General features: G+C 66.5%; 23 protein-coding genes. 8 read left to right on the forward strand and 15 right to left on the reverse strand.

The window, feature by feature from the left end:
• Positions 1 to 136 precede the first annotated feature (136 nt).
• Positions 137 to 595, forward strand: a complete 459-nt coding sequence (locus tag E2F48_RS04675; RefSeq protein ID WP_221411625.1) for a MarR family winged helix-turn-helix transcriptional regulator — start codon at positions 137 to 139, stop codon at positions 593 to 595.
• Between the two features lie 206 nt (positions 596 to 801).
• On the opposite strand, the gene E2F48_RS04680 is transcribed toward E2F48_RS04675, so the two are convergent.
• Positions 802 to 1,125, reverse strand: a complete 324-nt coding sequence (locus tag E2F48_RS04680) for a DUF4190 domain-containing protein (RefSeq protein ID WP_165968691.1) — start codon at positions 1,123 to 1,125, stop codon at positions 802 to 804.
• Positions 1,126 to 1,869: 744 nt separating this feature from the next.
• Between E2F48_RS04680 and E2F48_RS04685 the strand changes: the two genes are divergently transcribed.
• Complete coding sequence (locus tag E2F48_RS04685; protein WP_165968692.1) at positions 1,870 to 2,349, forward strand: MarR family winged helix-turn-helix transcriptional regulator; 480 nt, start codon at positions 1,870 to 1,872, stop codon at positions 2,347 to 2,349.
• Positions 2,350 to 2,421: 72 nt separating this feature from the next.
• Here E2F48_RS04685 and E2F48_RS04690 read toward each other — a convergent pair whose 3' ends face one another.
• The 7 genes from E2F48_RS04690 to E2F48_RS04720 form a co-directional block, all read right to left on the reverse strand.
• A complete protein-coding gene (locus tag E2F48_RS04690) occupies positions 2,422 to 2,976 on the reverse strand; it encodes a dihydrofolate reductase family protein (RefSeq protein WP_133402859.1) in 555 nt (184 codons plus the stop codon).
• 124 nt (positions 2,977 to 3,100) lie between these two features.
• Complete coding sequence (gene nagB / locus E2F48_RS04695; protein ID WP_133402860.1) at positions 3,101 to 3,880, reverse strand: glucosamine-6-phosphate deaminase; 780 nt, start codon at positions 3,878 to 3,880, stop codon at positions 3,101 to 3,103.
• A 35-nt stretch (positions 3,881 to 3,915) separates the two neighbouring features.
• Positions 3,916 to 4,713 (reverse strand): DeoR/GlpR family DNA-binding transcription regulator, encoded by a 798-nt coding sequence (locus E2F48_RS04700; protein WP_133402861.1) that lies wholly within the window; start codon positions 4,711 to 4,713, stop codon positions 3,916 to 3,918.
• Between the two features lie 3 nt (positions 4,714 to 4,716).
• The gene (locus tag E2F48_RS04705; protein WP_133402862.1) at positions 4,717 to 5,565 is read right to left on the reverse strand and encodes a class II fructose-bisphosphate aldolase; all 849 of its coding nucleotides are present in this window, start codon (positions 5,563 to 5,565) and stop codon (positions 4,717 to 4,719) included.
• Positions 5,565 to 6,536 carry a 1-phosphofructokinase family hexose kinase gene (locus E2F48_RS04710; RefSeq protein WP_246018521.1) on the reverse strand — a complete coding sequence of 324 codons (972 nt, stop codon included), beginning with the start codon at positions 6,534 to 6,536 and terminating at the stop codon, positions 5,565 to 5,567. Before E2F48_RS04710 ends, E2F48_RS04705 begins: the two co-directional genes overlap by 1 nt.
• A 41-nt stretch (positions 6,537 to 6,577) precedes the next feature.
• Positions 6,578 to 7,546, reverse strand: a complete 969-nt coding sequence (locus tag E2F48_RS04715) for an ROK family protein (RefSeq protein WP_425455745.1) — start codon at positions 7,544 to 7,546, stop codon at positions 6,578 to 6,580.
• 63 nt (positions 7,547 to 7,609) lie between these two features.
• On the reverse strand, positions 7,610 to 8,539 hold the full coding sequence (locus E2F48_RS04720) for an SIS domain-containing protein (RefSeq protein WP_133402864.1): 930 nt from the start codon (positions 8,537 to 8,539) through the stop codon (positions 7,610 to 7,612).
• Positions 8,540 to 8,938: 399 nt separating this feature from the next.
• Here E2F48_RS04720 and E2F48_RS04725 point away from each other — a divergent pair, with 399 nt between their 5' ends.
• The 4 genes from E2F48_RS04725 to E2F48_RS04740 all read left to right on the forward strand — a co-directional run bounded on the left by E2F48_RS04725 (position 8,939) and on the right by E2F48_RS04740 (position 12,549).
• Positions 8,939 to 10,183: an extracellular solute-binding protein gene (locus tag E2F48_RS04725; protein WP_133402865.1), complete on the forward strand. Its 1,245-nt coding sequence runs from the start codon at positions 8,939 to 8,941 to the stop codon at positions 10,181 to 10,183.
• 107 nt (positions 10,184 to 10,290) lie between these two features.
• Positions 10,291 to 11,220 (forward strand): carbohydrate ABC transporter permease, encoded by a 930-nt coding sequence (locus E2F48_RS04730; RefSeq protein WP_120168816.1) that lies wholly within the window; start codon positions 10,291 to 10,293, stop codon positions 11,218 to 11,220.
• 1 nt (position 11,221) lies between these two features.
• Positions 11,222 to 12,130, forward strand: a complete 909-nt coding sequence (locus tag E2F48_RS04735) for a carbohydrate ABC transporter permease (protein ID WP_221411626.1) — start codon at positions 11,222 to 11,224, stop codon at positions 12,128 to 12,130.
• 104 nt (positions 12,131 to 12,234) lie between these two features.
• A complete protein-coding gene (locus E2F48_RS04740) occupies positions 12,235 to 12,549 on the forward strand; it encodes a DUF6457 domain-containing protein (RefSeq protein ID WP_120168814.1) in 315 nt (104 codons plus the stop codon).
• Between the two features lie 77 nt (positions 12,550 to 12,626).
• Here the strand turns inward: E2F48_RS04740 and E2F48_RS04745 are convergent, their stop codons facing one another.
• The 7 genes from E2F48_RS04745 to E2F48_RS04775 form a co-directional block, all read right to left on the reverse strand.
• Positions 12,627 to 14,192 (reverse strand): RNA polymerase sigma factor, encoded by a 1,566-nt coding sequence (locus E2F48_RS04745; protein ID WP_246018522.1) that lies wholly within the window; start codon positions 14,190 to 14,192, stop codon positions 12,627 to 12,629.
• Entirely contained in the window at positions 14,174 to 14,551 is a 378-nt protein-coding gene (locus E2F48_RS04750; protein WP_133402866.1) for a YciI family protein, read from the reverse strand. The genes E2F48_RS04745 and E2F48_RS04750 overlap by 19 nt, the downstream gene beginning before the upstream one ends.
• 105 nt (positions 14,552 to 14,656) lie before the next feature.
• Positions 14,657 to 16,999, reverse strand: a complete 2,343-nt coding sequence (locus E2F48_RS04755) for an FdhF/YdeP family oxidoreductase (RefSeq protein ID WP_133402867.1) — start codon at positions 16,997 to 16,999, stop codon at positions 14,657 to 14,659.
• A gap of 118 nt (positions 17,000 to 17,117) precedes the next feature.
• On the reverse strand, positions 17,118 to 18,035 hold the full coding sequence (locus tag E2F48_RS04760) for an aldose 1-epimerase family protein (protein ID WP_133403377.1): 918 nt from the start codon (positions 18,033 to 18,035) through the stop codon (positions 17,118 to 17,120).
• Positions 18,036 to 18,256: 221 nt separating this feature from the next.
• A complete protein-coding gene (locus tag E2F48_RS04765; protein ID WP_165968693.1) occupies positions 18,257 to 19,177 on the reverse strand; it encodes a carbohydrate ABC transporter permease in 921 nt (306 codons plus the stop codon).
• Entirely contained in the window at positions 19,174 to 20,169 is a 996-nt protein-coding gene (locus E2F48_RS04770) for a carbohydrate ABC transporter permease (protein WP_133402868.1), read from the reverse strand. The genes E2F48_RS04765 and E2F48_RS04770 overlap by 4 nt, the downstream gene beginning before the upstream one ends.
• 6 nt (positions 20,170 to 20,175) lie before the next feature.
• The gene (locus E2F48_RS04775) at positions 20,176 to 21,495 is read right to left on the reverse strand and encodes an ABC transporter substrate-binding protein (RefSeq protein ID WP_133402869.1); all 1,320 of its coding nucleotides are present in this window, start codon (positions 21,493 to 21,495) and stop codon (positions 20,176 to 20,178) included.
• Between the two features lie 186 nt (positions 21,496 to 21,681).
• On the opposite strand from E2F48_RS04775, the gene E2F48_RS04780 reads away from it, so the two are divergent.
• Entirely contained in the window at positions 21,682 to 22,740 is a 1,059-nt protein-coding gene (locus E2F48_RS04780) for a LacI family DNA-binding transcriptional regulator (RefSeq protein WP_133402870.1), read from the forward strand.
• Positions 22,741 to 22,828: 88 nt separating this feature from the next.
• Complete coding sequence (locus E2F48_RS04785) at positions 22,829 to 24,739, forward strand: glycoside hydrolase family 2 TIM barrel-domain containing protein (RefSeq protein WP_133402871.1); 1,911 nt, start codon at positions 22,829 to 22,831, stop codon at positions 24,737 to 24,739.
• The last annotated feature ends 47 nt before the right edge of the window (positions 24,740 to 24,786 follow it).

Genomic DNA, 24,786 nt, shown 5'->3' on the forward strand with positions numbered 1-24,786 from the left:
CCTGCCCTCGCTGGCCTACGCCGTCCGGGCACCCCGCCCGGGGGAATGCTAGGGTTGACCCGCTTGGGTGCGGGTGGCCCGGCCTGCTCTGCCGCCCCAGCGCCCGCATTCGGACAACGAACCAAAGGCAGCAATCGTGAAATCCCCGAACGGATCTGTGGAGACCCAGTCCTCCATCGCGAGCGACTTTCCCGCCAGCTGGGCGATCTACAGCCTGGCCCGTTCGCACCGGGCACTGGCCGCGTCAATGCTCGCGGAACTTGGGCTTTTCCCCAGCCAGGAACTGATCCTGATGCAGCTGTGGGATGAGGACGGCCAGTCACAGAAAGCCCTTGGCCAGACCCAGCGATTCGACCATTCGACAATTGCCAAGTCGGTGCGCCGGCTTGAGGCCGCAGGCCTGGTGAGACGGGAAAAATCAACAGTCGACGGCAGGGTCACCCTTGTCTTCCTCACAGATACGGGACAGGCGCTCAAGGACCGCACGCTCGGGATCTGGGAAGAACTCGAACGTAGGACTGTGCAGAGCCTCACGGCCCGGGAGCAGGCGCAGCTCGTCGCCCTCGCTCGCAAGATCATCCCCAACCTCGAATAGCAGGCCAGGCGCTCCCGGCACTCGACGGCGGTCAGCCCGAGCCGGACCCCTCGACGTCGCCCGGGTGTCCCTCATGCATCAGCCCCTGCAGGCGGAATCTTCCTGCGCCTGCAGGGGCTGAGGTGTGGGCGGGGTCCGCAGATTTCTGACGTGCCGATGTCCGCCTTGGGCCGGGGCCGGTTGGAGCCGACTCCGGCACCGTGCAGCTACGGGCACTGAACCTTTGCGCCATCGACCTCGACCGGTGCTCCCGATGCCAGGCCCTGGCACTGTTCGGTCAGCTCGACGAAGTTCGGCACGAGTGACATGACGACGAAGGCACCGACAACCAGGATCACCGTGCCGAGAAGCCCCACGATGATTCCGGCGAGGGCCAGTCCGTTGCCGGTGCCGCTCCTGCGGGCCTTCACCATTGCGATGATGCTGAGGATCAGTCCGACCGGGCTGATGAGGAACGCGAGAACGAGGCCGGTGATGCTCAGGGCCCTGCTCCCGGGGGAGCGCTGGCCGACGCCTCCTTCACCGGGCATCCGACTGCCATTCTTTGCTTCGGTGTGAAACTGATAATTCGACATATATTCCTAACGGCCGGAGGCGGCATGGTTAATTGTGCGGCGGGTATCTTCACGAACCGTGCCGCTCTTTCTTTTCCAGCCTATCCCGTCGAACATTCCGGTAATCGTCGAAAAGGTGAATCTCATCCTCTCGAAGTAGGAATGTCATCCAAAGTGCTGAGGGCCGCGCGGGCTCGCCCGTCAGATGGCAGGGCCGCTGCCGCTGTCGGAGGAGAAAGGGCGGCGCCGGCCCGTCGATCGGCGCAGGGTCGGCTGAGCGGGAGGGAGGCGATCATCGGAGCGCGGAGCTGCAGCCGGAACACAGAGCACTGCTCCGAACACCGAGAATAGGTGGGACGGAATGCGTGAGAAGTTGGAGCTGCTACTCTAGCCCGCTGATTACTCCAAAAAAAATGCATTTCCGCCGGCAAGTCGGCAATAGCGATATGTCCCACGATGATTTCGAGTGATGCGACTCCCGCGCCCAGCAGTAATTGATGAGGTGATTTCCAGCAGTTATTGCGCCTGCTGGGAATCGGCCAGCTTCTTTTCCCCGGCGCGTTCCTTCCGCCGCGCTTGCGCCCGCTGGCAACCCGCGCCCGGCATCAGATGGTTCCGCGACGGACGCGGGGAGCCGCCCGGTCATCCGCAGTTCGCTTCCGTGGAATATGCTTGCCGGAAGAAGAATGGTCGGTGATGGCCCGGCAGGAGAGGTTCGAAATGGAATCCCGCAAAGCGAGTTCTACACCGGTGCCCAGCGACGAGGAGGTCATCGCCGAGTGGGGCCTGGTGATCCGGGGATTCTCCGTCACCAACAAGAAGCTTCACCTGGCGGTTGCTGCAGCGTTCGACCTTGACGAACCGGAGACCGAAACCATGCTCCGCCTTGGGAGCAGCCCCCTTCGTCGGGTGCCGATGACGGTGCTGGCCCGGGAAGCTGCGTTCAGCTCGGGAGGCTTCACCAAGGTTGCCGACCGGCTGGCCCGCCGCCAGCTTGTGCAGCGTTCGCCGGGTGCGGATGACCGCCGGATCACCTATCTCGAGTTGACCCCTGCGGGCGAGGAAATGGCCTCGGGTCTCCATCGTCTGGTGGCCGACGTCGTGCGCTCCATCTACGTCGATATCCTGGGCACCGAGCGGGCCGCCGTTGTGGCCTCGGCCATGCGCGACCTCCGGAAGGCCCACCGCGACGTCGCCTAATTGACGACGTCGCCTAATTGACGTCACCCGACTCACGACATCGCCTGATTGTCCGGACTCCAGGCGCCGGCTCTACCGCCTCACCTCGTAGATGAGCTGGGCAAACTGCCCCTGCTGGGTCGCTTCGCGCAGCACCAGGGCGTCCGGATTGACCCGTCGGGGAAACAGTGGGGCGCCGCCGGTCAGAGCTGCCGGGGCCACCGAAAGCTGGATCTCGTCGAGATACCCGCTGTCGAGGAACTGCCCGGCGAGGTCGCCGCCGCCGACAATCCAGATGTCCCGGTCTCCGGCTGCCTCGGTCAGGCGCTCAAACACCGTGTCGACCGCCCCGCTGACGAAGCGGACGTCCGCTCCCTCGGGAACGGGCAGGGTCCGGGAGGTGAAGACGAAGGTCGGTCGGGGTCCAAAGTAGGTCGGCCACTTCTCGGGTGTCTCCAGCAGATTCTCCTCCCGGAGGACCCATTCGTAGGTTGTCGAGCCCTGGACCAGCACGCCGATGCCGGAGAGGAACCGTTCATGGACGGCCGGCTCGGGGGCTTCAACGGCGAAAAGCCAGTCAAGCGAGTTGGACTCATCGGCGATAAACCCATTGAACGAGGTGGCGGTGTTGTAAATGACGCGCGGCATGACAGCAGGGTAGTTGCTTTGCCCGGGCAGGGCACCTTTCCCGGCACACTTCCCGGCACCCGGTCCCGGCGCTCCTGCCTGAGCGCCCGGACCTTCTTGTGGGGAGGACCTGGTGGATTCTGATTCAGGGAGCCCCGGTGACGCCCTCGACCGGGTTCTCCTGCACATAGCGGTAGTACTCGCGCAGGGTCAGCTGCTGGGCTGCCTCCTCGTCAATGACCAGGGTGGCCCGCGGATGCAGCTGCAGCACCGACGCCGGGCACATGCTCGACACCGGTCCCTCGACCGCCCGGGCGATCGCCTCGGCCTTGGCCGCCCCCTGCGCCATGAGAAGCACCTCCCGTGCCTCGAGGATGGTTCCGAGCCCCTGCGTCACGCAGTGGCGCGGCACCTGGTGTTCGTCCGTGAAGAACCTCGAATTGTCGACCCGGGTGGCAGACATCAGGGTCTTCACGCGGGTCCGGGAGGCGAGGGAGGAGGTCGGCTCGTTGAAGCCGATATGCCCATTGCGTCCAATCCCAAGGATCTGCAGGTCGATCCCGCCGGCGGCGGCGATGGCTGCCTCGAATTCGGCGCATGCCGCCGCCAGGTCCGGCGCGTTGCCCTGCGGCACGTGGACCTTCGCCGGGTCGAGTCTGAGCCGGTCGGTGACCTCCCGCCGGATCACCGAGGCGTAGCTTTCGGGGTGGCCCGGGGGCAGCCCGACGTACTCATCGAGCGCGAACGCGTTCAGGGCGCCCAGCGCCGGTGTCCACCTTCGCTCGAGTTCCTTGTAGAGGGACAGCGGGGAGGACCCCGTGGCCACCCCGAGGGTGCGGAGGGTGCCGGCGGCTAACCGCTTGAGGATGCGGTCGCTGGCGTACCCGCCGAGGTCGGCGGCATTTTCGAGGATGACGATACGCATGGTGGGCCAATCGTTACGGCGGTTTCGGGTGTCGGTCAGAGCGGGGCGGGTGGGGCGACGAGCACCTTCGTGCCGCCGGCTTCGAACGCTTTCTTCTGGGCGGCGGTGATGCCGCTGTCGGTGATGAGGTTGTTGAAGACATAACCGGTCATTGTCGCGAAGCTCCGCATCCCGATCTTCGACGAGTCGGCGACGATGTAGGTGTCGGAGGCGCGGCGGGCCATCAGGGCGTTGACGGCCGCTTCACCCTCGTCGTTGACGGTGGGGCCGACCTCCGGATCGAGGCCGTTCACTCCGACGAAGGCAAGGTCGAGCGCGACCCGCTGCAGGATCACGTCGGTGTACGGGCCTACGAGTTCGTAGGAGCGTGGGTTCACCACCCCGCCGGTGACCATAATGCGGATGTTCGGCCGCACCACGAGCTGCGCCGCGATATTGATGGCGTTTGTCACCACGGTGAGGGTTGGTTTGTTCGAGGGCTCGAGCAGGTCGGGCCGCATGCCCAGGGCCTGGGCGATGGCGGTGCTCGTGGTGCCGCCGCAGAGTCCGATCACCGCGCCCTTGGGGACGAGGGAGCTGGCGGCCTGGGCGATAGCCTGCTTCTGGGCCGTGTGGTCGTCGCGGTTGTACCGGGTCGGAAGGTCGTAGGCGACCGACTCCATGGTGGCCCCACCGCGGGTCCGGGTGAGGAGGCGCTGGGCGGCCAGGCTGTCGAGGTCCCTGCGGGCGGTGGCGGGCGATACCTTCAGCTCCCGGACGATATCTTCGACCTGCACGTGGCCGTCGGCGGCGAGCAGGTCGAGGATGGCGTTGAGCCGCTCGGTCTTTTCCATGGCTCAGCTCCCGCCCTTTGAAAGGGCGAGCAGCCGCAGGAGCCGCGCCGCCTCGGGTGCCAGGGCCCGCCGTCCGGCACCGAGGTAGCGCCGCGAGTCCACAAGGTTGGGTTGCTCCTCGAGCACCCCGCGCACCGCCCGGGTGAAGAACCCGTTGAGGTGGGTCGAGACATTGATCTTCGTCATTCCGGCCCGCACTGCTTCGACGAGCGTGTCGTCGGGCACTCCCGAGGACCCGTGAAGCACGAGCGGAACCTCAAGCGCCGCGTGGAGTTCCCGCACGAGGTCAACATCGAGTGACGCGGTCCGCTCGGTCATGGCGTGGGAAGATCCGACGGCGACCGCGAGGGCGTCGACCCCTGTCGCCTCGACGAAGCTGCGCGCCTCACCCGGGTCGGTGCGGACCCCGGGGGCGTGGGCGCCGTCCTTGCCGCCGATCCGCCCCAGTTCCGCCTCCACCAGCACGCCGGCGTCGCGGGCCCGTTGTGCCACCCGCGCGGTCGATCGAACGTTTTCGGCGTAGGGGAGGGTTGAACCGTCGTACATCACGGACCCGAAACCGAGCTCGACGGCCTCATCGACGAGCCGTTCGTCCTCGGCGTGGTCGAGGTGAAGTGCCACCGGTACCCGGGCACCCGCCGCGACGGCACGGCAGGCGAGGGCGAGGGGCGCGAGTGCGCCGTGGTAGGCCGAGCAGTTCTGGGAGATCTGGAGGATCACCGGGAGCCCGGCGGCTTCGGCACCTTCGACGATTGCCTCGGCCGTCTCAAGGTGCAGCACGTTGAACCCGCCGATTCCAGTTCCCGCGGTGAAGGCGGCATCAAGGATCTCGCGGGTGGGAGTCAGGCCCATCAGGATTCCTTTCCAGCGGGCTCAATGCCCGGGGTGCTCTGTCCGGCCGGCGCGCCGTCGTCGTGCCGGGTCACGGAGACCTCGGCGGCCAGACGGACGTGGTCGGGATGGATGTCGCCGGCCGTCGGCATGAGCACCGCTGCCGCCGACCAGGCAGTGGCCCGGCGCAGCATTTCCGCAACATCCCCGGATCCAGCTGCGACCACTGCAGCCAGGGCCGCAACGGCCGCATCACCGGCTCCGGTGGCGTTGCCGTGCAGCGGCTCCGGGAGGGCGGCGCGGAGGTGGCCGTCGGGCGCGCCGGCCGTGAAGGCGAGCAGTCCGTCCTCACCGCAGCTGACGAAGACACGGCGGGCTCCGAGTCCGAGCAGGTGCCGTGCGCCGCGGACCGGATCAGCTTCCCCCGTCGCCTCGCGGAGCTCACCGGCATTGGGTTTGAGCACGTCCGCGCCGGCTTCGGCGGCGAGGAGCAGCCCCTGGCCGGAGGTGTCGATGATGCAGGGAACTCCGGCCTCCGCGCACCGGCGCACCAAAGCTGCGTAGAAGTCGGTAGGTGCCCCGGGAGGGAGGCTTCCCGAGCCGACGACGCAGCCCGCGCCGGGGAGGGCATCGTCGATCCGGGCCCGGAGCCGGGCCCACACCGCCGCTTCGAGCGCGCTGCCGGTCTCATTGAAAAGGCTTGTGCTGCCGGCCGTCGAATCGTGGAAGGCAAGGCTGCGGCGGGTGGGGGCGGTGGCCGGCTCGAGGACCGAGGGGATGCCGCTTGAGGTGAGCTCGGCGGTGTACTGCTCGCCTGTTGGTCCACCGACAGCCGCCAGGGCGAGCGTCGGATAGCCCTGCTGGTGCAGGACCCGGGAGACATTGACGCCCTTCCCTCCGGCCCTTACCGCCGGTGCCGCAACGCGGTGGGTGGTCCCAAGGACGATGGCCGGCACGGTGTAGGTCTCATCGAGGGCTGGGTTAGGGGTCACCGTGACGATGGTTCCCACTGGCCCCGCAGGACGCGGCCCGGTCATGGCCGGGCCACCAGGTCCCGGGCCCGTAGTCCTGCGCCGATGAGGCCAGCGTCCTGGCCAAGGACCGTGGTGAGAATCCGGGGTGCCCGCAGGAAGGACAGCCTCGATTCGACCCGGGACTGGAGGGGCTCGACCAGGGCCGGGCCGGCCTGCGCAAGGCCCCCGCCGAGGATGACGGCTTCGGTGCCGAGGATGGCCGTGAGCTGGCAGATGCTGAAGGCAAGCGCGTTCACCGCGTCCTCCCAGACCTGCGCGGCATGCCGGTCTCCGCTCAGCGCCGCCGTCAGGACGGCCTTCGCTCCTGCCGCGGCGTTCCCTGAGAGCGCGTTGTAACGCCTAGTGATGGCCCCTGCGGAGCCAATGGTTTCCAGGCATCCGAACGCCCCGCAGGGGCACTCGGTGCCTCCGGGGACCTCGGCGTGACCGATCTCCCCGGCATATCCTCCGGCGCGCACCCGCTGACCTTCGCAGAACACGGCACCGGCGATCCCGGTGCCGATGACCATCACCACGACGTCGCGAAGGCCCCGCCCGGCACCGGCGCGCATCTCGGCCTCCCCGGCGATGCTCACGTCGTGTCCGAACGCCACAGGTAGGCCTGTGACGCGGGTGAGGTGCTCCCCGAAGGGGTAGTCCCGCCAGCCAAGATTGGCTGACATTCGACCGATGCCTGCCTCTTCATCGACGAGGCCGGGCACGACGAGACCGATTGACTCGATGGCACACCCGGGATATTCGGCACGGTAGTTCTCGGTCAGTGCGGCGACCTTCGCGACGACAACATCCCCGGGGAACTGCCCGTCGCGGGGCGTGGGGATGCGCAGGAGGGAGTGGAGCCGGCCCGCATCGTCGACAAGGGCTGCCTTCATATCGGTCCCGCCGACGTCGAAGGCAAGGACCCCGCGGGCGGGGGGCTCCCCGCTACCTGCGCCGGGCCCGGTCACCGGATCCGCAGGCAGTCCCACCGGCGGGCCGGCCCAGGTGCCAGGATCAGTCCTGGCGCTTCTTCCCCCACCTCTCACCGAAACTCAGCCTTCGAGGATGACGGAGCGGGAGAGGTTGCGCGGCACGTCGGGGTTCAGGCCGCGGGCCAGGGCGCGTTCAAGCGTCACCTTGTGCACCCGCACCAGGTCGGCGAGCGGGTGGAGCCCCGAGTCGACGAAAGACGCCCCGGTGGCGGCGACCTCGGCGTCCAGCCCAACGGGCGCGTCGCCGAATGACCAGGTGACCCGTCCGGGCGCGGCGATGGAGATGGGGCCGTGGCGGTATTCCATGGCGGGGTAGGACTCCGTCCAGCCCTGGACGCCCTCCCGCATCTTGAGTGCGGCTTCGTGCGCCAGCCCCACTGTCCAACCGGTGCCGAGGAAGCTGAACTGCTCCGCGTCGAGCAGCTCCTGGTCCGTGGCGCCCTCCAGCACGCTCCGGGCATCCGCCACAGCGCCGGTGAGGTCCTCGCCCAGCGTCGTCAGGAGATAGACGAGGGCGGTCGTCGCGAAGCGGGTCTGGACGACCGACGACTCGTCGGCGTAGGGCAGGCCGACGACGGCGTCCGCCACCCTGGTGGCCGGCGAGCCGGTATCGCCGAGGAGAACAACGGTCGGAGTGCTTCCCTTGACCTTGTTGAGCATGGACAGAATTTCACTCGTCGTGCCCGAGCGCGTGATGGCGACGATCGAGTCATAGGAGCGGGTGGCCAGCACCGAGGCCTCCGATGCGGCGAAGGCGTCGGTTTCCCCCCTGCCGGCAGCTTCGCGGGCTGCGGCGTAGGCCTGCGCCATGAACCATGACGTTCCGCATCCGATTACTGCGACCCTGCGGCCGTCGGCCGGCAGCAGTTGCTCGGACCCGGCCTGGGCAATTGCCTGCTCCCAGAGATCCGGCTGGGAAGCCAATTCCGCAGCCATGTGATGGCCGGGGGCAGCCTCGACTGGCGCTGACGGTTCGGTGGACTGTGACATGGGGGGTCTCCTTCGGGCGGAGGTGCCCGGTACTGGAAAGATGAGGAATGCTGCTCCCATGATGAACGCTGATCGAACCAGATGTCCAGTGCTCAACTACGATCATGAGCTGAAACGCTCGCACCCCGCGTGGCCCGCCCCTTCGCCGGCCGTGGGTTACCGCAGGGATCAGGGGAAGGGCCAGTGCGGACCTGCAGCGCGTTCCTCTTGACGTGAGACCTACATCACGTCATTATTTCTGCATTAGGTGATTCCTTGTGATTGGGGGACGCCTTCAAGTATCACAAAACACCATCGTGTTGCCGACTCCCGGGTCGCGCCCGCGGCCGTCCTGCCCGTCCGGACCAGAACCTCCCGCGTCGGTGCCATCACTCGGAATATCACCTGAAAGAGGAATTCATGAAGAGCAGACTGCGCAAAGGTCTCGTGGCTGCCGTCGCCGCCGGGACCCTGATGGTCACCTCCTGCGGCTTTGGCGGGGGTGGCTCCGAAGCGGAAGGCGAGGGCGGAGACACAACGATCGATATGCTCGTTCCGAGCTACTCCGATAACACCAAGGCGCTGTGGGAAGGAGTCGTCGAGGAGTTCGAAGCCGCCAATGACGGCGTCACCGTGAACCTGCAGATTGAATCCTGGGAGAACCTCGAGTCGGTGCTGCAGACCAAGATCCAGTCAGGTGAGGCCCCCGACATTTACAACGGTGGTGCCTTCTCGGCCTTTGCGGCCGAGGGACTGCTCTACCCGGCCGAGGACATCGCCTCCGAGGACATCATCGGCGACTTCCAGGAATCCTTCGTCGAGAACGAATCCTTCGAGGGAACCCAGTACGGCCTTCCGCTGCTGGCCTCCGCCCGCGCCCTGTTCTACAACAAGGACCTGATGGAGGAGGCCGGCGTTGCCGAGCCGCCGAAGACCTGGGACGAGCTCTACGACGCGGCCAAGAAGATCACCGACACGGGAACGCCCGGCTACGGTATGCCGCTGGGCTCAGAGGAAGCCCAGGGTGAAAGCCTGATCTGGTTCGCGGGCAACGGCGGCGGATTCGGAGACGAATCCGAAATCACCGTCAACACCCCCGAGAACGTCGAAGCTGCCGAGTTCATGAAGAAAATGATCACCGACGGCGTCACCCAGCCCGACCCCGGCGCCACCCAGCGCACTCCGATGATCAACGTCTTCGCCCAGGGCAAGATCGGAATGGTTTACGCCCTGCCCCAGACCGTGGGCCAGATCGACAAGGAAAACCCCGACCTCAACTACGGTGTCGCAAACGTTCCTACGAACACCGGGGAGCCTGCAACCCTCGGAGTCGCAGACCGCCTGATGGCCTTCAAGAACGATGACGACAAGCAGGAAGCCATCACGCAGTTCATGGACTTCTTCTTCGAAACCGGCACCTACGTGCCGTGGGTCGAGGCCGAGGGATTCCTGCCCACCACCAAGAGCGGTGCCGAGGAAATGGCATCCAACGAGGTCCTGAAGCCGTTCCTCGAGATGCTCCCCGACGCTCAGTTCTACCCCACGTCCAACCCGGCGTGGAACGCAACGGACGGCGCCTTCAAGTCGCTCATGGGCCAGCTTGAGGACCAGGACGCCAAGACGGTACTGAACCAGATCCAGGCCAAGGCCGACGCAGCCGGCTGACCCGCGGGTCACCAGCAGCACCTTTTCGGCATAGGTATCTACCCAGCAGGGGAGCCGGCCCGGTCCGGGCGGCTCCCCTGCGTTCCCTAAGGAACGGTCCGCACTCCATGAGCACTTTGACACCCCCGGTCATCCGGGAACGGAAACGCGGCGGCGGTCCCCAAAACCGGGACAGCCTGTGGGCGGCCCTTCCCTGGGTCGGCCCGGTCCTGCTCCTGATCTTCGGAGTAGTCCTCTTCCCCGCCGCGTACATGATCTACTCCTCGACACGGCGGATCAGCCAGGCCGGGACAAACGTCGAAGGCGTCGGCTTCGAAAATTTCGCCACAGTCTTCGCCGACCCGAACCTGCCCCGGGTCCTGCTCAACACCTTCGTGTGGGTGATCGTCGTCGTCTCGGTGACGGTCGTCCTCTCCCTGTTGCTCGCCAACTTCCTCAACAAGCCTTTCCCCGGCCGGACCCTGGTGAGGATGGCGGTCATCGTCCCGTGGGCGGCAAGCGTCGTCATGACGACAACGGTCTTCTACTACGGTCTGGACCGCGACTACGGCATCATGAATTCCTTCCTCGTTGACATCGGGCTCCTCGATTCAACCTATGGGTTCACGAAGAACGTCGCGACGGCCCTGGGGGCCGCGATCGTCGTTGGAATTTTCGTCTCAATCCCCTTCACCACCTATACGCTGCTCGCCGGGCTGCAGGCCGTTCCGTCCGATGCCCTCGAGGCCGCGAAGATGGACGGTGCGGGCCCGGTCCGCACCTACTTCAGCGTCGTGCTGCCACAGCTGCGCGGTGCGCTCGCCGTCGCCGTGCTGATCAATGTGATCAACGTGTTCAACAACCTGCCGATCCTGCGCATCATGACCGGCTCGATCCCCGGCTACAGCGCGGACACACTCATGACCTACATCTTCAAGGTGCTTCAGTTCGATCGGCGGCTCGACATCGCCAGCGCCCTCAGCGTCGTGAATTTCGCCGTCGTCATTCTGATCGTTGCGGTGTACGTGAAGGTCGTTAAGCCCATGAAGGAGACCTGAGGTGTCAGTGAGCGCTCCGGCGAAAGCCGCCATCCAGCCGGTGCGGCAGAACCGCGTCCGCAAGTACGGGCCAGACGGAATCAGCGGACGCCGGCTCGGCCTGCGCATTGCAGTCGGCGTCATCATCGCGCTGGTTTTCCTGACGCCGTACCTGATCATGCTGGTCGGCTCCCTCAAGACCCGGCCGGAAATCCTGCGGGTGCCGCCGCGGTACTTCCCGCAGGACGGCCTCCAGTGGGGGAACTACGCGTCGATGTGGTCCACGCCCGAGACGCCCCTGCCGTTCAACCTCATCTCGACGCTGATCATCTCGATCTTTGCGACGCTGCTCGTGCTCCTGGTTGCCACGCCGGCGGCCTACTACACGGCGCGTTTCCGCTTCCCGGGAAAGATCGCGTTCCTGTTCCTCGTCATCGTGACGCAGATGCTGCAGCCGGCGGTCCTCACCGCGGGGCTGTTCCGCCAGATGCTCGTCCTCGACATCAACGACACGTGGCTGGCGATGATCCTGATCAACGCAGCCTTCAACCTTTCGTTCGCGCTGTGGATCATGCACAGCTTCTTCGCCGGCATCCCCAAGGAGATCGACGAGGCTGCCCAGCTGGACGGCGCCGGCCGGCTCAAGGTCCTCTTCACGGTGAATCTGCCCCTCGTCTGGCCCGGCATAGTCACGGCGATCATCTTCACCTTCGTCTCCTCCTGGAACGAGTTCGCTGCGTCCCTGGTGATCATGTCCACTGCCGAAAACCAGCCGTTGTCGGTGGCGCTGACCAAGTTCATCGGTCAGTACGCCACGAGTTGGCAGTACGTGTTCGGCATCTCGATCGTGGCGATCATCCCCGTGATCATCCTCTTCGCCCTCATCGAGAAGCGCCTGATCGGTGGGCTGACCGCGGGAGCCGTCAAGTAACCGGGCCGAAGCATCGAGGATGCTTCCAGTTTTTCGTTGTGGAGCGCCTCGTGCGGTGCTATCCCTAGAAGATGTCCGCAGCGGAGCGTTTCGAAGGAGAAGCGATGACAACGAGTCCCGACGCAGAGGAACGCGAGCTCAGCGACTGGAGCCGCACCCTGACCCAGGCGCTGCAGATCCTCGACCTCGAGGTGGACTCCGCCAAGATCCTCGAGGTGGCCGATCGGTCCTCGGCCGCGGTCTCGCCGAACGCGGGAGCCATCAGTGCCTTCCTCGTGGGTTATGCGGCGGGCACCGTCAACACCAAGGGCCGCAAGGGTGCGGACGAGGCGGTGCAGAAGGCCGCCTCCACCGTGCTCCGGGTGCTTGCCACGGGCGACGACCGCGAAGAAGAAGGCTGGACGGGGACCGCGCAGTAAGCACTGCTGCGAGTGTGCAGCTCACCACGCAAAGCCCGCCTAGAAGGGTGGTGAGCTGCAGTTTCGGCGGGAGATAGCTAGTCGGTGTCGGCTGCCGGAGGCCCCGGTGCCGTGAGACGCTGCAGGGCCCCCTCGAGGAAGCCGCGCAGTGCCGGATCGGTTGTCAACGCCAGGGCCCTGCCGTACGCCCCGGCCGCTTCCGTGGTCCGGCCCGCCTGAGTCAACAGGTGGGCGCGGGTCGCCCAGGCCGGCTGGAAATCTTCGAGGGCCGGAGCGTTGGCCGCGTCGAGGAAGGACAGGGCCGCGTCCGGCCCGGATGCCTCACCTAGGGTGGAGGCGAGTGAGACGATCCCTCCGAGGGTCGGAGTGAGGGCCACCAGAGCCTCATTGAGGCGGAGCAACGCCTGCCAGTCGGTCCTCCCCGTGCGGGCCCGGGCACAGTGGACCGACTGCATCGCGGCCTCGAGCTGGAACCTCCCGATCCGCCCCAAAGGGTGGGCACGCCGCAGGTGTTCTTCTCCGCGGGCGATCAGATCACGATGCCAAAGGCTGGTGTCCTGAAGGGCGAGGGGAACGAACCCTCCGGCCGAGGCAGTACGCGCGGTTCCCCGGGCCAGCGACAGGCAGATCAGCGCGGCAAGCCCGTGAACCTCCGGCTCGTCGGGAAGCAGCTCCGTGAGGACCGTCGCAAGGTACAGCGCCTCGGCGGCGAGGCTCTCGGGAGGGTCGGCGTCCGACCCGGCTTGGGAGCGGCCCCAGGCGTCCTCATCCGCCGGGGACTGGGCCCCGCAGTCCGGCCCGGCTTGGTTGCGGGTTCCGGTGTCCGCGTCTGCCCGGAAGCGGGCCCCGGAGTCCGCGTCTGTCTGGAGTTGAGACCCGGCGCCGGCAGGTTCACCGGTCCCGGCTCCCGCCCGGACCCTTCGGGCGCCGGGCAGGCGGCTCCGCCAGTCAAGGGCATACGCGCCGTACACCGCCTCGAGCACGGCGGGAAGGCGCTCCTTCAGGACGGTCATGTCGGGCAGCACGAAAGGAATGCGGGCCTCGCGGATGCGCCGCTTGGCGCGCACGAGGCGCTGCGCCATCGCCGGTGTCGGAACGGCGAAGGCCGCGGCGATCCGGTCCGACGGAACACCGAGGACCACCTGGAGCATCAGGGGCGTGCGGACACCCGGGTCGATTGCCGGGTGGGCGCAGACGAAGAGCAGGGAAAGCCGTCGGTCCGGAATCGCCTCGACGTCGACCTCGTCCCAATGCACGGCACCCGGCAGGGCGGAGCAGGACCCGCCGGGTGAAGGGATACCCCCCAGGGAACCTGCCCCCCGGGACGTGCCACCCGGGGGATCGGCTCCTGAGGAACCGGCGTCGGGTTCCAATGGCACCGAGGTGCGGTAGGCCGCGGACCGGTAGCGGTCCCGCTGCCGGTTGCGCGACACTGCAAACAGCCAGGCTTCGGGGTTCTCAGGGATGCCGGAGACCGGCCAGGTGGTCAGGGCCCGGAGGAAGGCGTCCGCGAGGGCGTCCTCGGCGGCCTGGAGGTCACCGGTGGGCGCGGCGAGCAGGGCGAGCAGGCGGCCGTAGGAGGCGCGGGCCACGGACTCGGCCCGAGCCCGCGCCTCGGCAGTGCTCAGCGCAGTTCCCGCCACTGTCCCTCGCGGAAGGAGATCGCTGACGGTCGGATTTCGATTACCCCGTACTGGGCGCCCGGGCACTTGGAGGCCCAGGCAAGCGCCTCGTCCAGGTCCGGGACATCGATGACGAAGGCGCCGGCGAGCTTTTCCTTGGTGTCGGCGAACGGGCCGTCCTGGATGGAGAGGGTGCCCGTCCGCAGTGTCACCGTCGTGGTCATGTCGGCGGGCTTGAGGATCTCCGCGGCGACGAGGATGCCCGCGGCGTCGAGCGACTTCGCGTAGGCATCGAAGGCCTCCCGGAAGGGGGCCATGTCCTCTTCGGTGATGCCGGCTTCGGCGGGCTCGGGGTTATTCAGGAGCAGGGAGTAACGCATGGTCTCGGCCTTTCACATTCGGCGGGCGCGGGGTGCGTCCCGTATCCCTATGACGGCCGGAGCAGCCCCGAATCGACATTTCCACGGGGAAATCCCGGAAAATTCTCAGGCCGGCGCCGCAGCGGATCCGGCCTTCGCGTCCGCCGCCTCACCTGCGGTCGGCTCGACGCGAATCAGGACCGCCTTCGACACCGGAGTGTTGCTTCCCTCGGCCACCGAGTCCAGCGGGACGAGGACGTTAGCCTCCGGGTAGTAGGCCGCGGCGCAGCCCCGGGCGGTGGGGTAGGACACCACCCGGAAGTCGCGCAGCACGCGCTGGATCCCGTCGTCGTACACGCCGTGCAGGTCGACCTGCTGGCCGTCGGACAGGCCGAGCTCGGCAATGTCCTCGGGGCTGATGAACACGACGTGGCGGCCCTTCCGGATGCCGCGGTAGCGGTCGTTGTGCCCGTAGATGGTGGTGTTCCACTGGTCGTGGGAGCGTACGGTCTGGAGGATCAGGGTGCCCGGCGGACGCTCGAGGGGTTCCAGATCGTTCACGGTCAACACGGCTCGCCCTGTGGGGGTGCGGAAGGTCCGCGAATCCCGCGGCCCGTTGGGCAGCACGAAGCCGCCCTCCTGGCGGATCCTCTCGTTGTAGTTCTCACAGCCCTCAACGACGTGGGAGATGTGTTCGCGGATGAGGTCGTAGTTCTTCTCGAAGCCCGCCCAGTCGGCCTTCACCCGGTCGCCGAGGGTCTCCCGGGCGAGGCGGCTGATGATCGCGGGCTCGGAGAGCAGGGTGTGCGACACCGGCTCGACGCTGCCCCAGGATGGGTGGACGGCGCACACCGTGTCCTCGACCGAGACGAACTGGCGGCCGCTCTCCTGGACGTCGATCTCGGTGCGGCCCATGGTCGGCAGGATGAGGGCCTCCTCACCGGTGATCAGGTGGGAGCGGTTGAGCTTGGTGGAGATCTGCACGGTCATCTCGGTGTTGGCGAACGCCGCCTCGGCGACCTGCGTGTCGGAGATGGCCGAGACGAGGTTCCCGCCGAGGGCAATGAGCACCTTGATCTTCCCGTCGCGCATCTGGTGGATGCTTTCGACGGCGTCGACGCCGTGATCCTGGGGCGCGTCGAACGAGAACTCCTTGCCGAGCGCGTCGAGGAAGGTCGACGGCATCTGCTCCCAGATGCCCATGGTGCGGTCTCCCTGCACGTTGCTGTGCCCGCGGATGGGGGAGGCACCGGCACCGGGCTTGCCGATATTGCCGCGCAGCAGCAGCAGGTTGATGATCTCCTTGATGGTGGGGACCGCCTTCTTCTGCTGGGTGATCCCCATCGCCCACGTGATGATGACCCGCTCCGCGCGAAGGTAGCGTGCGGCGAGCTCGTCGATTTCCTCGCTGCGCAGCCCGGTGGCCTCCAGCACGGCCTGCTCATCGAGCTGGGCAAGGTGCTCCTTAAGCGACTCCAGGCCTTCGCAGTGCTTCTCGAGGAAGTCGTGGTCGAGAACCTTGCCCGGATTCCGTTCCTCGGCCTCGAACACCCGCTTCGAAACGGCCTGGAGCAGCGCCATGTCGCCGCCGAGCCGGATCTGCAGGAACTGATCGGCGATCTCGGTGCCGCGCCCGACGATGCCGCTGACCCGCTGCGGGTTCTTGTACCTCCGCAGGCCCGCCTCGGGCAGGGGGTTCACGGCGACGATCTTCGCGCCGTACTCCTTAGCCTCTTCCAGCGCGGTGAGCATGCGCGGATGGTTGGTCCCCGGATTCTGGCCGAGGATGATGATCAGGTCCGACTTCGCGAAGTCGTCGTAGGTGATGGTGGCCTTGCCGATGCCGATCGTCTGGCCCATGCCCCAGCCCGAGGACTCATGGCACATGTTCGAGCAGTCGGGCAGGTTGTTCGTGCCGAAGCCCCGGACGAACAGCTGGTAGAGGAACGCCGCCTCGTTTGAGGTCCGCCCGCTGGTGTAGAAGGCCGCCTCATGCGGGGAGTCCAGGGAGTTGAGTTTCCGGGCAACGATCGAGAACGCCTCGTCCCAGCCAACTGGGCGGTAGTGGTCCTCGCCGGCGGCCTTGTAGACAGGCTCGGTGAGCCGGCCCTGCATCCCGAGCCAGTACTCGGTGCGTGAGCGCAGGTCGGTCAGCGAGTGTTCGGCCCAGAACTCCGTGCCGATGACGACGGGGGTGGCCTCCCAGGTGACCGCCTTGGCGCCGTTCTCGCAGAACTCGAAGGCCTTGCGGTGGTTCGGGTCGGGCCAGGCGCAACTGGGGCAGTCGAAGCCGTCCTTCTGGTTGAGCGCCAGCAGGGTCTTCCGGGTCCGGTCCACCCCCATGTGCTCGATCGCCGGCTTCATCGAGTAGTAGACCCCCGGCACGCCGGCGGCCCAGTCTTTTGGTCGGTCCTTGACCTCGACGTTCTTCTCGTCGGGTTCCTCGACCGGAGGGTTGCTGCGGACCACGGTGCACTTCCCTTCTTTCGGCACCGCTCGTCCCTGAGCGCGTGCCGGTTCCTCTGCGGAACACCTTGTCCCTCAGGACTAGCAGGCCCGCGGAGCCGCCGCAACCCTTTGTTGGCCCCTAGAGGGTATGGATCCTCCAGCGCGCCTCGTGGGAACCGCCGGGAGCCAGCACGACGAGGTCGGTGCCCGAATTGAAGGCATCCGGCGGGCATGTCATGGGCTCGACGGCCATGCCGACGCGGGAGACCGCAGGGTCCGGCTGGTCCGCAGTGTGGACCTGCACCCAGGGGCAGTCCCGGCCGAAGGTGATGCCCGCGCCGCGGCCGTCGGCGCCGGTGACGCCCACCGTGACCTGTCCGCCGCCGTCGTAGGCGAGATCCGTGAAGGCGTGGTCGATGAAGGTCGTGCCCACGGTGCGCGGAGCACGGAAATCGAACTCCGCGTCTACCGGGTCGAGGGTCGTGGGGATCAGCCGGTCCTCGGTGACGTTCAGGACGGAGTCCGCCGGCAGGGAGAGGGTCCATTCGTCGACGCGGCCGTTCCCGCCGACGAGGTACGGGTGCGGCGCGGTGCCGTAGGGGGCGGGGGAGGGCCCGGTGTTTGTCGCCGTCACCGTGGTGTGCAGGCCGTTGTCGTCGAGCACGTAGTCGACCTGGACTCGAAGGCGGAAGGGGTATCCGTCCTGGGGGACCACCTCGGCGCGAAGCCGGACGGAGGACCCGGTGTGCTCCTCAGGAAGCCAGTCCTGCCAGGCCATCAGCCCGTGCAGGGCGTGGCCGCGGTTGGGCTCGGTCATGGCCAGGAAGTTTTCCTTCCCGCCGAAGGTGTACCGGGCGTCGACGACCCGGTTGGGCCAGGGCGCCAGGAGCGCACCGCGGAAGAAGGGACGGATTTCGGATTCCTCGTAGGGCACGACGAGGTCCCGGCCCTCGAAGCGCAGCCGGCGGACTGAGGCTCCGACGCTGGCGATGTCGGCGGTGTAGCCGCCGGCGCGAAGCGTGTACTGGTGGCCCGAGACGGGCACTGCGGGGTCCATCGGTGTCATGAGTTCCTCTGGGGTGGGTTCTGCGTGCTGGGTACTGGGTGCTGGGTGCTTGCTTGTAAGGCGCCCTCGCGGGAGCTGCCTCCAAGAGTCTAGTGCGCAGGGATCGAGGTTCCGTCGTCCGCCGACGTGGCGCTTAACGGACGATTCCCCCGGCGCGTGCGCCGGGGGAATCGGGAACCGTTGTCAGCCCTTCAGGAGTCAGCCCTTCGGGGTTAGCCCTTCACGCCGGAGCGTGAGACTCCTTCGATGATGAACCGCTGGAGGAAGACGAACAGCGCCAGGACCGGAAGGCTTGCCATCACGGCACCGGCCATCAGCAGGTCGTACCGCACGGCGTTGGCCGACTGGAGGGTTGAAAGGCCCGCGGGCAGGGTCTGCACCTCGGGGCTGAAGAGCACGTAGATCGGCCAGAGGAAGTCGTTCCAGTTGGTGAGGAACGCCAGCAGCGCCAGCGTGGCCATTGCGGGCTTCGCGAGCGGCAGGATGATCTTCGTGAACATCTCGAACCGGTTCGCCCCGTCGAGCCTTGCGGCTTCCTCGAGGTCTTCAGGCAGCGCACCGAAGAACTGCCGCATGAAGAACACGCCGAAGGCCGACGCAGCGGTGGGGACGATGATTGCCACGAGGGCGTTGAGCCAGCCGAGGCCGCTCACGATCAGGTAGTTCGGAATGATCAGGATGACCGGGGGCACCAGCAGCGTGGCGACGATGACGCCGAACACGATCTTCTTGCCCCGGAACTCCATGCGCGCCAGCGGGTAGGCGGCGAGGGCGGAGATGACGACGACGAGGGCCGCGTGGAGCAGGGCGGCCACCATGCTGTTGAGGAACCAGCGCAGCACCGGGGTGCTGCTGCCGGGAGCCAGGATCGACTCGTACGCCTGCAGCGTCCACGGGTCGGGGATCCAGCTCGGCGGGATTCCGGTGGCATCCTCGCGCGTCTTGAAGGAGGTGACGAACATGAAGATGAGCGGGCTGATGAAGATCAGCGCCACGATGCTGAGGATGATCAGGCGCAGGACCATCCTGCGCCGTCCGGCTGGATCGGAGCGCTTCGTTGACGGGCGTCCGCTGTTCCCCGCCCCGGATGCGCCGGATGCTGTTGACGCACCAGTCTCGGTGAGCTGTGTCATTTCCCCTCCTTCTTTTCACGGAAGAGCCAGAACACGATGAGGCTCAGGAGCATGAGGAACAGGGTGAGCACGTAGCTCATTGCGGCGGCGTTCCCCATCTGGAAGTTGCGCAGGCCCGTTTCGGCGATCTGGTAGATCGCGGTGCGGGTCTCACGGCCCGGGCCGCCAAGGGTGATCAGGTAGGACTGGCCGAACATGTTCACCGAGGCGATGAGCGTGACGATGGTGACGAAGGACAACACGGGGCGCAGCCCCGGGATCGTGACGTTGAGGAACTGCTGCCACTTGTTGGCGCCGTCGACCCGTGCCGCTTCATAGAGCTCTGCGGGGATGTCCTGCAGGGCCGCCAGGTAGATGACGGCGTTGAACCCGAGGGTCCACCACACCGTCACGCCGATCAGGGCAACCCACGCCGCGGGGGTGGAAGTGGTCCAGGCGATGTTGTCCGGCAGGCCGATCACACCGAGGTAGTAGTTGACGAGGCCGATGTTGTTGTCGAGCAGGTAGCGCCAGAGCACCGAAATCACTGCGACGCCAAGGACGTACGGGGCAAAGTACACGGCGCGGAAGAAGTTCCGGCCCGGGAATTTCGAGGCCATCAGCAGCGCGACGGCCAGCGGGATGGTCAGCAGCAGCGGAACGCTGAAGACGGTGAAGATGCCCGTTGCCTGCATCGAGCTCCAGAAGCTCTCGAAGTAGGGCGAGTCGGGCTGGAACAGCGACACGTAGTTCGCCAGCCCGACGAAGGGCTGAAGCGGACGGGTGTAGTCCCAGGCGTGCAGGCTGATCCAGAGGCCGAAGACGATGGGGATGAGGACGAACCCGATGAAAAGGATCAGGTACGGAGCAAGGAACAGCCACGGAGTGCCTGCGGCCTGCTTGGCGACACCCTTATTCGTTTTCGGGGCCGCAATTCGGGTGGGCGTAGTGGTCGGCTGACGCCCGGGCGCCTCCTCCTTCGAGGAGGCGCCCACCTGGGATGAGGATTTCATTTTCGGCTATTTTCCAAACGAGGCTTGGTTTTCTTCCATCAGCTGGGATGCTTTCGCAGCAACTTTTGAAAGGGCTTCCTTGGGCTCCTGCTCCCCGAGGATCGCGTTGTCGACGCCGACCTCGAGAGTCTCGGCCTGGACGGTGCCCAGACCCGGGACGGGAGGCAGGAACTTCATGGAGTCGACCTTCGCAGCGATCGGTTCCTGCGGGGCTCCATCAAGTGCTCCGCCTTCGCGGACCGACGTGCGGGCCGGGATCATGCCCGAGCCGGCCCAGGTATCGGAGTTCTCGCTCATCCAGGCGATGAAGACCTTGGCGGCGTTCAGCTTGTTCTCGTCGGGAGTGGCCTGGCGGGGGAGGAAGAAGTTGTGCGAGCTGGCCCACACGGCGTCTTCCTCGCCGATCACGGGGATCGGAGCGGCGGCGTAAGGTACGCCGGCGGCTTCGAGGTCGTTGAACTGCCAGATGCCGTCCCAGGTGATGGAGTTTTCACCGTTCTTGAAGGCGACGTACTGGGAATCGATGGCGACGTTCTTGGGGCTGTACCCATCCTCGATGATTGAGGTCTGCCATTCGAGCCCCTCGACGCCGGCCTCGGAATCGAAGGTTGCCTTGGCGCCATCGGCGTCGTAGGGCTCGCCGCCGTTCTGCCACAGGAGGGAGAGGTTCATGAGGTGGCTGGGCCACTTCGCGGGCATCCAGAACGGGTTGTCGTAGCCGGCGGCCTTGAGCTTCTTCAGCGCGTCCTCGAAGGATGCGGCGTCGGTGGGGGCCTCGGTGATGCCGGCCTTCTCGAAGTGCTCGGTGTTGTAGTACATCGCCAGGGAGTGAACATCCAGCGGGATGCCGTAGCGCTTATCCTCGTACACGCCTGCGTCCCAGACCTCTTCGGTGAAGTCATCACCGGTCAGCTCGAGTTCCTCGGCGAGGTCATCGACGGGAACGATGACGTTGCGGGCGGCGTTGGTCGACAACTGCTCAAGGTGCATGACCCCGACGTCAGGGCCCTCGCCGGCCTGAACGGCGGCGGGAAGCTTCTGGTACATGTCGGCCCACTTGATGGTGTTGGGGACGACCTTGATGTTGTCATGCTCGGCGTTGAATTCTTCGACCATCTGTTCCATGAACGGGCCGTCACCGCCGGTAAACCCGTTCCAGTAGTCGAGTTCGACCTTCGGGCCGGTGTATTCACCGGTGAACTCCGTGGCCGTGCCCTGCTGGGCTCCGCCGCCTCCGCAGGCGGTGAGTGCCAGAAGGGTGGTGGCCCCAATGGCAGTGGCTGTGAATACACGGTTACGGATGAACCGCTTCGGATAGGTCATCATTGTCCTCCTCGGTGAAAGTGGTGCTCAGCGCCAGGGGCGTTTCGCATCGTTGTCAGGCGGCCCATCCGGCGAGGCGGCGTTCCGTAGACGTTGCCTCAAGATACAGCGCTGTAAACTTGTATGTCTAGTAAGCCCCAATGAGACCGAGCTGTCCACTAGTATTAATTCTCCAGGGAGGGGGTGGCAGTGAAGCGAGTAAGACTTGTCGACGTGGCCGAAGTCGCAGGCGTGTCGACGAAAACCGTGTCCAACGTTGTCCATGATTACCCGCATGTGGCGCCCGAACTGAGGCGCCGGGTGCAGGCCGCCATCGACAAGCTCGGCTACCGGCCGAACCTGACCGCCCGCCGCCTCGTCACGGGCAAAACCGGAATGATCGCCCTCGCCATCCCGGAGATCGACCACCCCTACTTCTCAGAGCTCTCCCGCCAGATCGCCGAAGAGGCGGCGCGGCGGAACTACCGGGTCATCATTGAACAGACCCTGGGCAAACTCGAGGCTGAACACGCGGTGCTCGAGGACCGGGAAGCCGGCCTGGTGGACGGCATCATCTTCCACCCGGTCAGTATTGGCGCGTTGTCCATCGCGAAGCTCCACCACGACACTCCCCTGGTGCTGCTGGGGGAGGGCGCGATGCCGGCGACCAGCGACCACGTGATGATCGACAACGTTGCCGCAGCGGCCGAAGCGGTGCAGTTCCTCCTCGGGCAGGGACGGCGCCGCATCGCCTTCCTCGGCGTCGTCGAGGATGACGTCACCTTCTCGACGGACAAGCGGCTGCTGGGGTACCAGCAGGGCCTGATCGAGGCGGGACTGGATCCGGACCCCGGGCTCGTCCTGTCGGTGCAGGACTTCTCGTCCGAAGCCAGCGGTGAGGCGGTTCGGGCTGCCCTGGAGCGGGGGGTCTCCATCGACGGCATCGTCTGCCGCGATGACAAGTTCGCCGCCGGGGCGCTGCGGGCCTGCGCCGCCGCCGGCATTTCGGTGCCGGACGGAATCGCGGTGCTCGGGTGGGACGACACGGCCATCGGAAAGTACACCACGCCGAGCCTGACCTCGGTGGCTCCGGACAAGTCGGCGCTGGCATCGACGGCGCTCGAACTGCTGACCGAACGCATCGACGGCTTCCGCGGTGTCGGTCGGCACCGGATCGTTCCCCATGGACTCACGATCCGGCAGAGCACGCCCTCCGTGCCCTCCGAGCTGCCCATGCCCCAGGGCGAGCCGGCCGTTCCGTCGGCCTGAGAGGTCTCTTCCGCCGAAGCCGCGTCATGGTGAAACGTTTAGCGGAATCGACTTTACAGCGTTGAAAAATTCGGACAGGATTGACGCCATGCCTAACTCTTCCTCCTTCAGCGCAAGCACCCAAGACGGCACCTACCCGCGGCCCCAGCTCGTCCGGCGCCACTGGCACGATCTGTCGGGGGAATGGGAGTTCGAGCATGACGACTCAAATACCGGGATTGCCAACGGGTGGGCAGCCGGGAAGAACAGCTTCAGCAAGCGGATCCTCGTCCCGTTCCCGCCCGAGTCAACCCGCTCCGGCATCGGTGACACGGGCTTCCATCCGGTGGTCTGGTACCGGCGCACCCTCACCCCGGCCGACATTGCCGCAAGCGGGTGGACCGGCGGCGACGACCGGGTGCTGATCCACTTCGGCGCGGTGGACTACCGGGCCTCGGTGTGGGCAGGCGACCGGCTGCTGGGCACCCACGAGGGCGGCCAGACACCGTTCTCCTTCGATATCACGGACCAGGCGAGGACCGGGGAGGACTTCGTCCTCGTCGTCCGGGCCGAGGACGACCCCCACGACGTCTCCCAGCCACGCGGCAAGCAGGACTGGCTCGAAGAGCCCCACGTCATCTGGTACCACCGCTCCACCGGGATCTGGCAGCGCGTCTGGCTCGAGGCCGTCCCCGCCACCTCCGTCCGCCGGATCGCCTGGCGATCGGATGTGCCCGGCGGGACGGTGAGCCTCGACGTCGAACTGTCCTCCCGTCCGGTCGACGAGGTAAGCGTCCGGGTCGAACTCAGCTACCGCGGCAAGCCCCTCGGCACCCACCAGGTGTTCTCCTCCCAGCCGCGGTTCACCATGACGAGCGCGCTGGCCCACCAGGCGAATGGCCAGGCCTATGAGAATCTCCTGTGGTCCCCTGCCCACCCGCGGCTTCTCGATGCGCGCGTCGTCCTGATGGACCGGGAGGGCAACGTCCTCGACGAGATCTGGTCCTACCTTGGCCTGCGCAGCGTGGGCGAAGCCGGCGGCCACTTCCTGCTCAACGACCGCCCGTTCTACGTCCGCTCGGTGCTCGAGCAGGGCTTCTGGCCAGACTCCCTGTACACCGCGCCGGACTCCCAGGCCATCCAGGACGAGATCCAGCTGATCAAGGACCTGGGGTTCAACTCGGCCCGGCTCCATGAGAAGGTCGAGGACCCCCGCTTCCTGTACTGGGCCGACCGCCTGGGCCTGCTGATCTGGGGCGAGATCGGAAGCACCTTCGAATTCTCTCCGACCGCCGTCCAGCGGGTCACCCGTGAGTGGATGAGTGTCGTCGAACGCGACATCTCCCACCCCTCGATCGTCACGTGGGTTCCAGTCAACGAGAGCTGGGGCGTCCAGCACATCTCGCACGATCCCGCCCAGCAGCACTTCGTGCAGGCCCTGTACCACCTCACCAAGGCCCTCGATCCGACCCGCTCCGTCGTCTCCAATGACGGCTGGGAGCACACCGAGTCCGATCTGCTGACCATCCACGACTACACGACGACGCACGACGGGCTGAAGGCGAACTATGCGAACGCTGAGGCGGTCGAGGGCCTCGTGGAGGGTGTGGGGCCGGCCGGCCGCAGGCTGACGACCCTTCCCACCGGTGGAAGCGGGAAGCCGGTGATGGTTTCGGAGTTCGGCGGCGTGACCTATGCGCCCAACAGCCCCATCGTCACCTGGGGCTACTCCACCGTCGATTCCCCCGAAGACTTCGCCGACCGCGTGGGCGGCCTGTTCTCCGCCCTGCAGACGAGCCCGGTGCTCGCGGGATTCTGCTACACCCAGCTCACCGACACGATGCAGGAGGCCAACGGGCTGACCGACGAAAACCGGAAGCCCAAGCTTCCGGTCGAGGTAATCCGTGCCATCGTCACCAACGGTGCGAAGGAAACCCACGACAACGTCGTGGATGAGGGCGAGATGATCCTCCCGCAGTGGCAGCCGGGGCCCGCAGCCTCAGCCGCCGTCGGCTCCTAGTCCGGCATTCAGCTCCCGCCCGCCCACCTGCATTGAGCCGGTGGGCG

This window comes from Arthrobacter crusticola, assembly GCF_004357995.1.
Taxonomy (GTDB): domain Bacteria; phylum Actinomycetota; class Actinomycetes; order Actinomycetales; family Micrococcaceae; genus Arthrobacter_D; species Arthrobacter_D crusticola.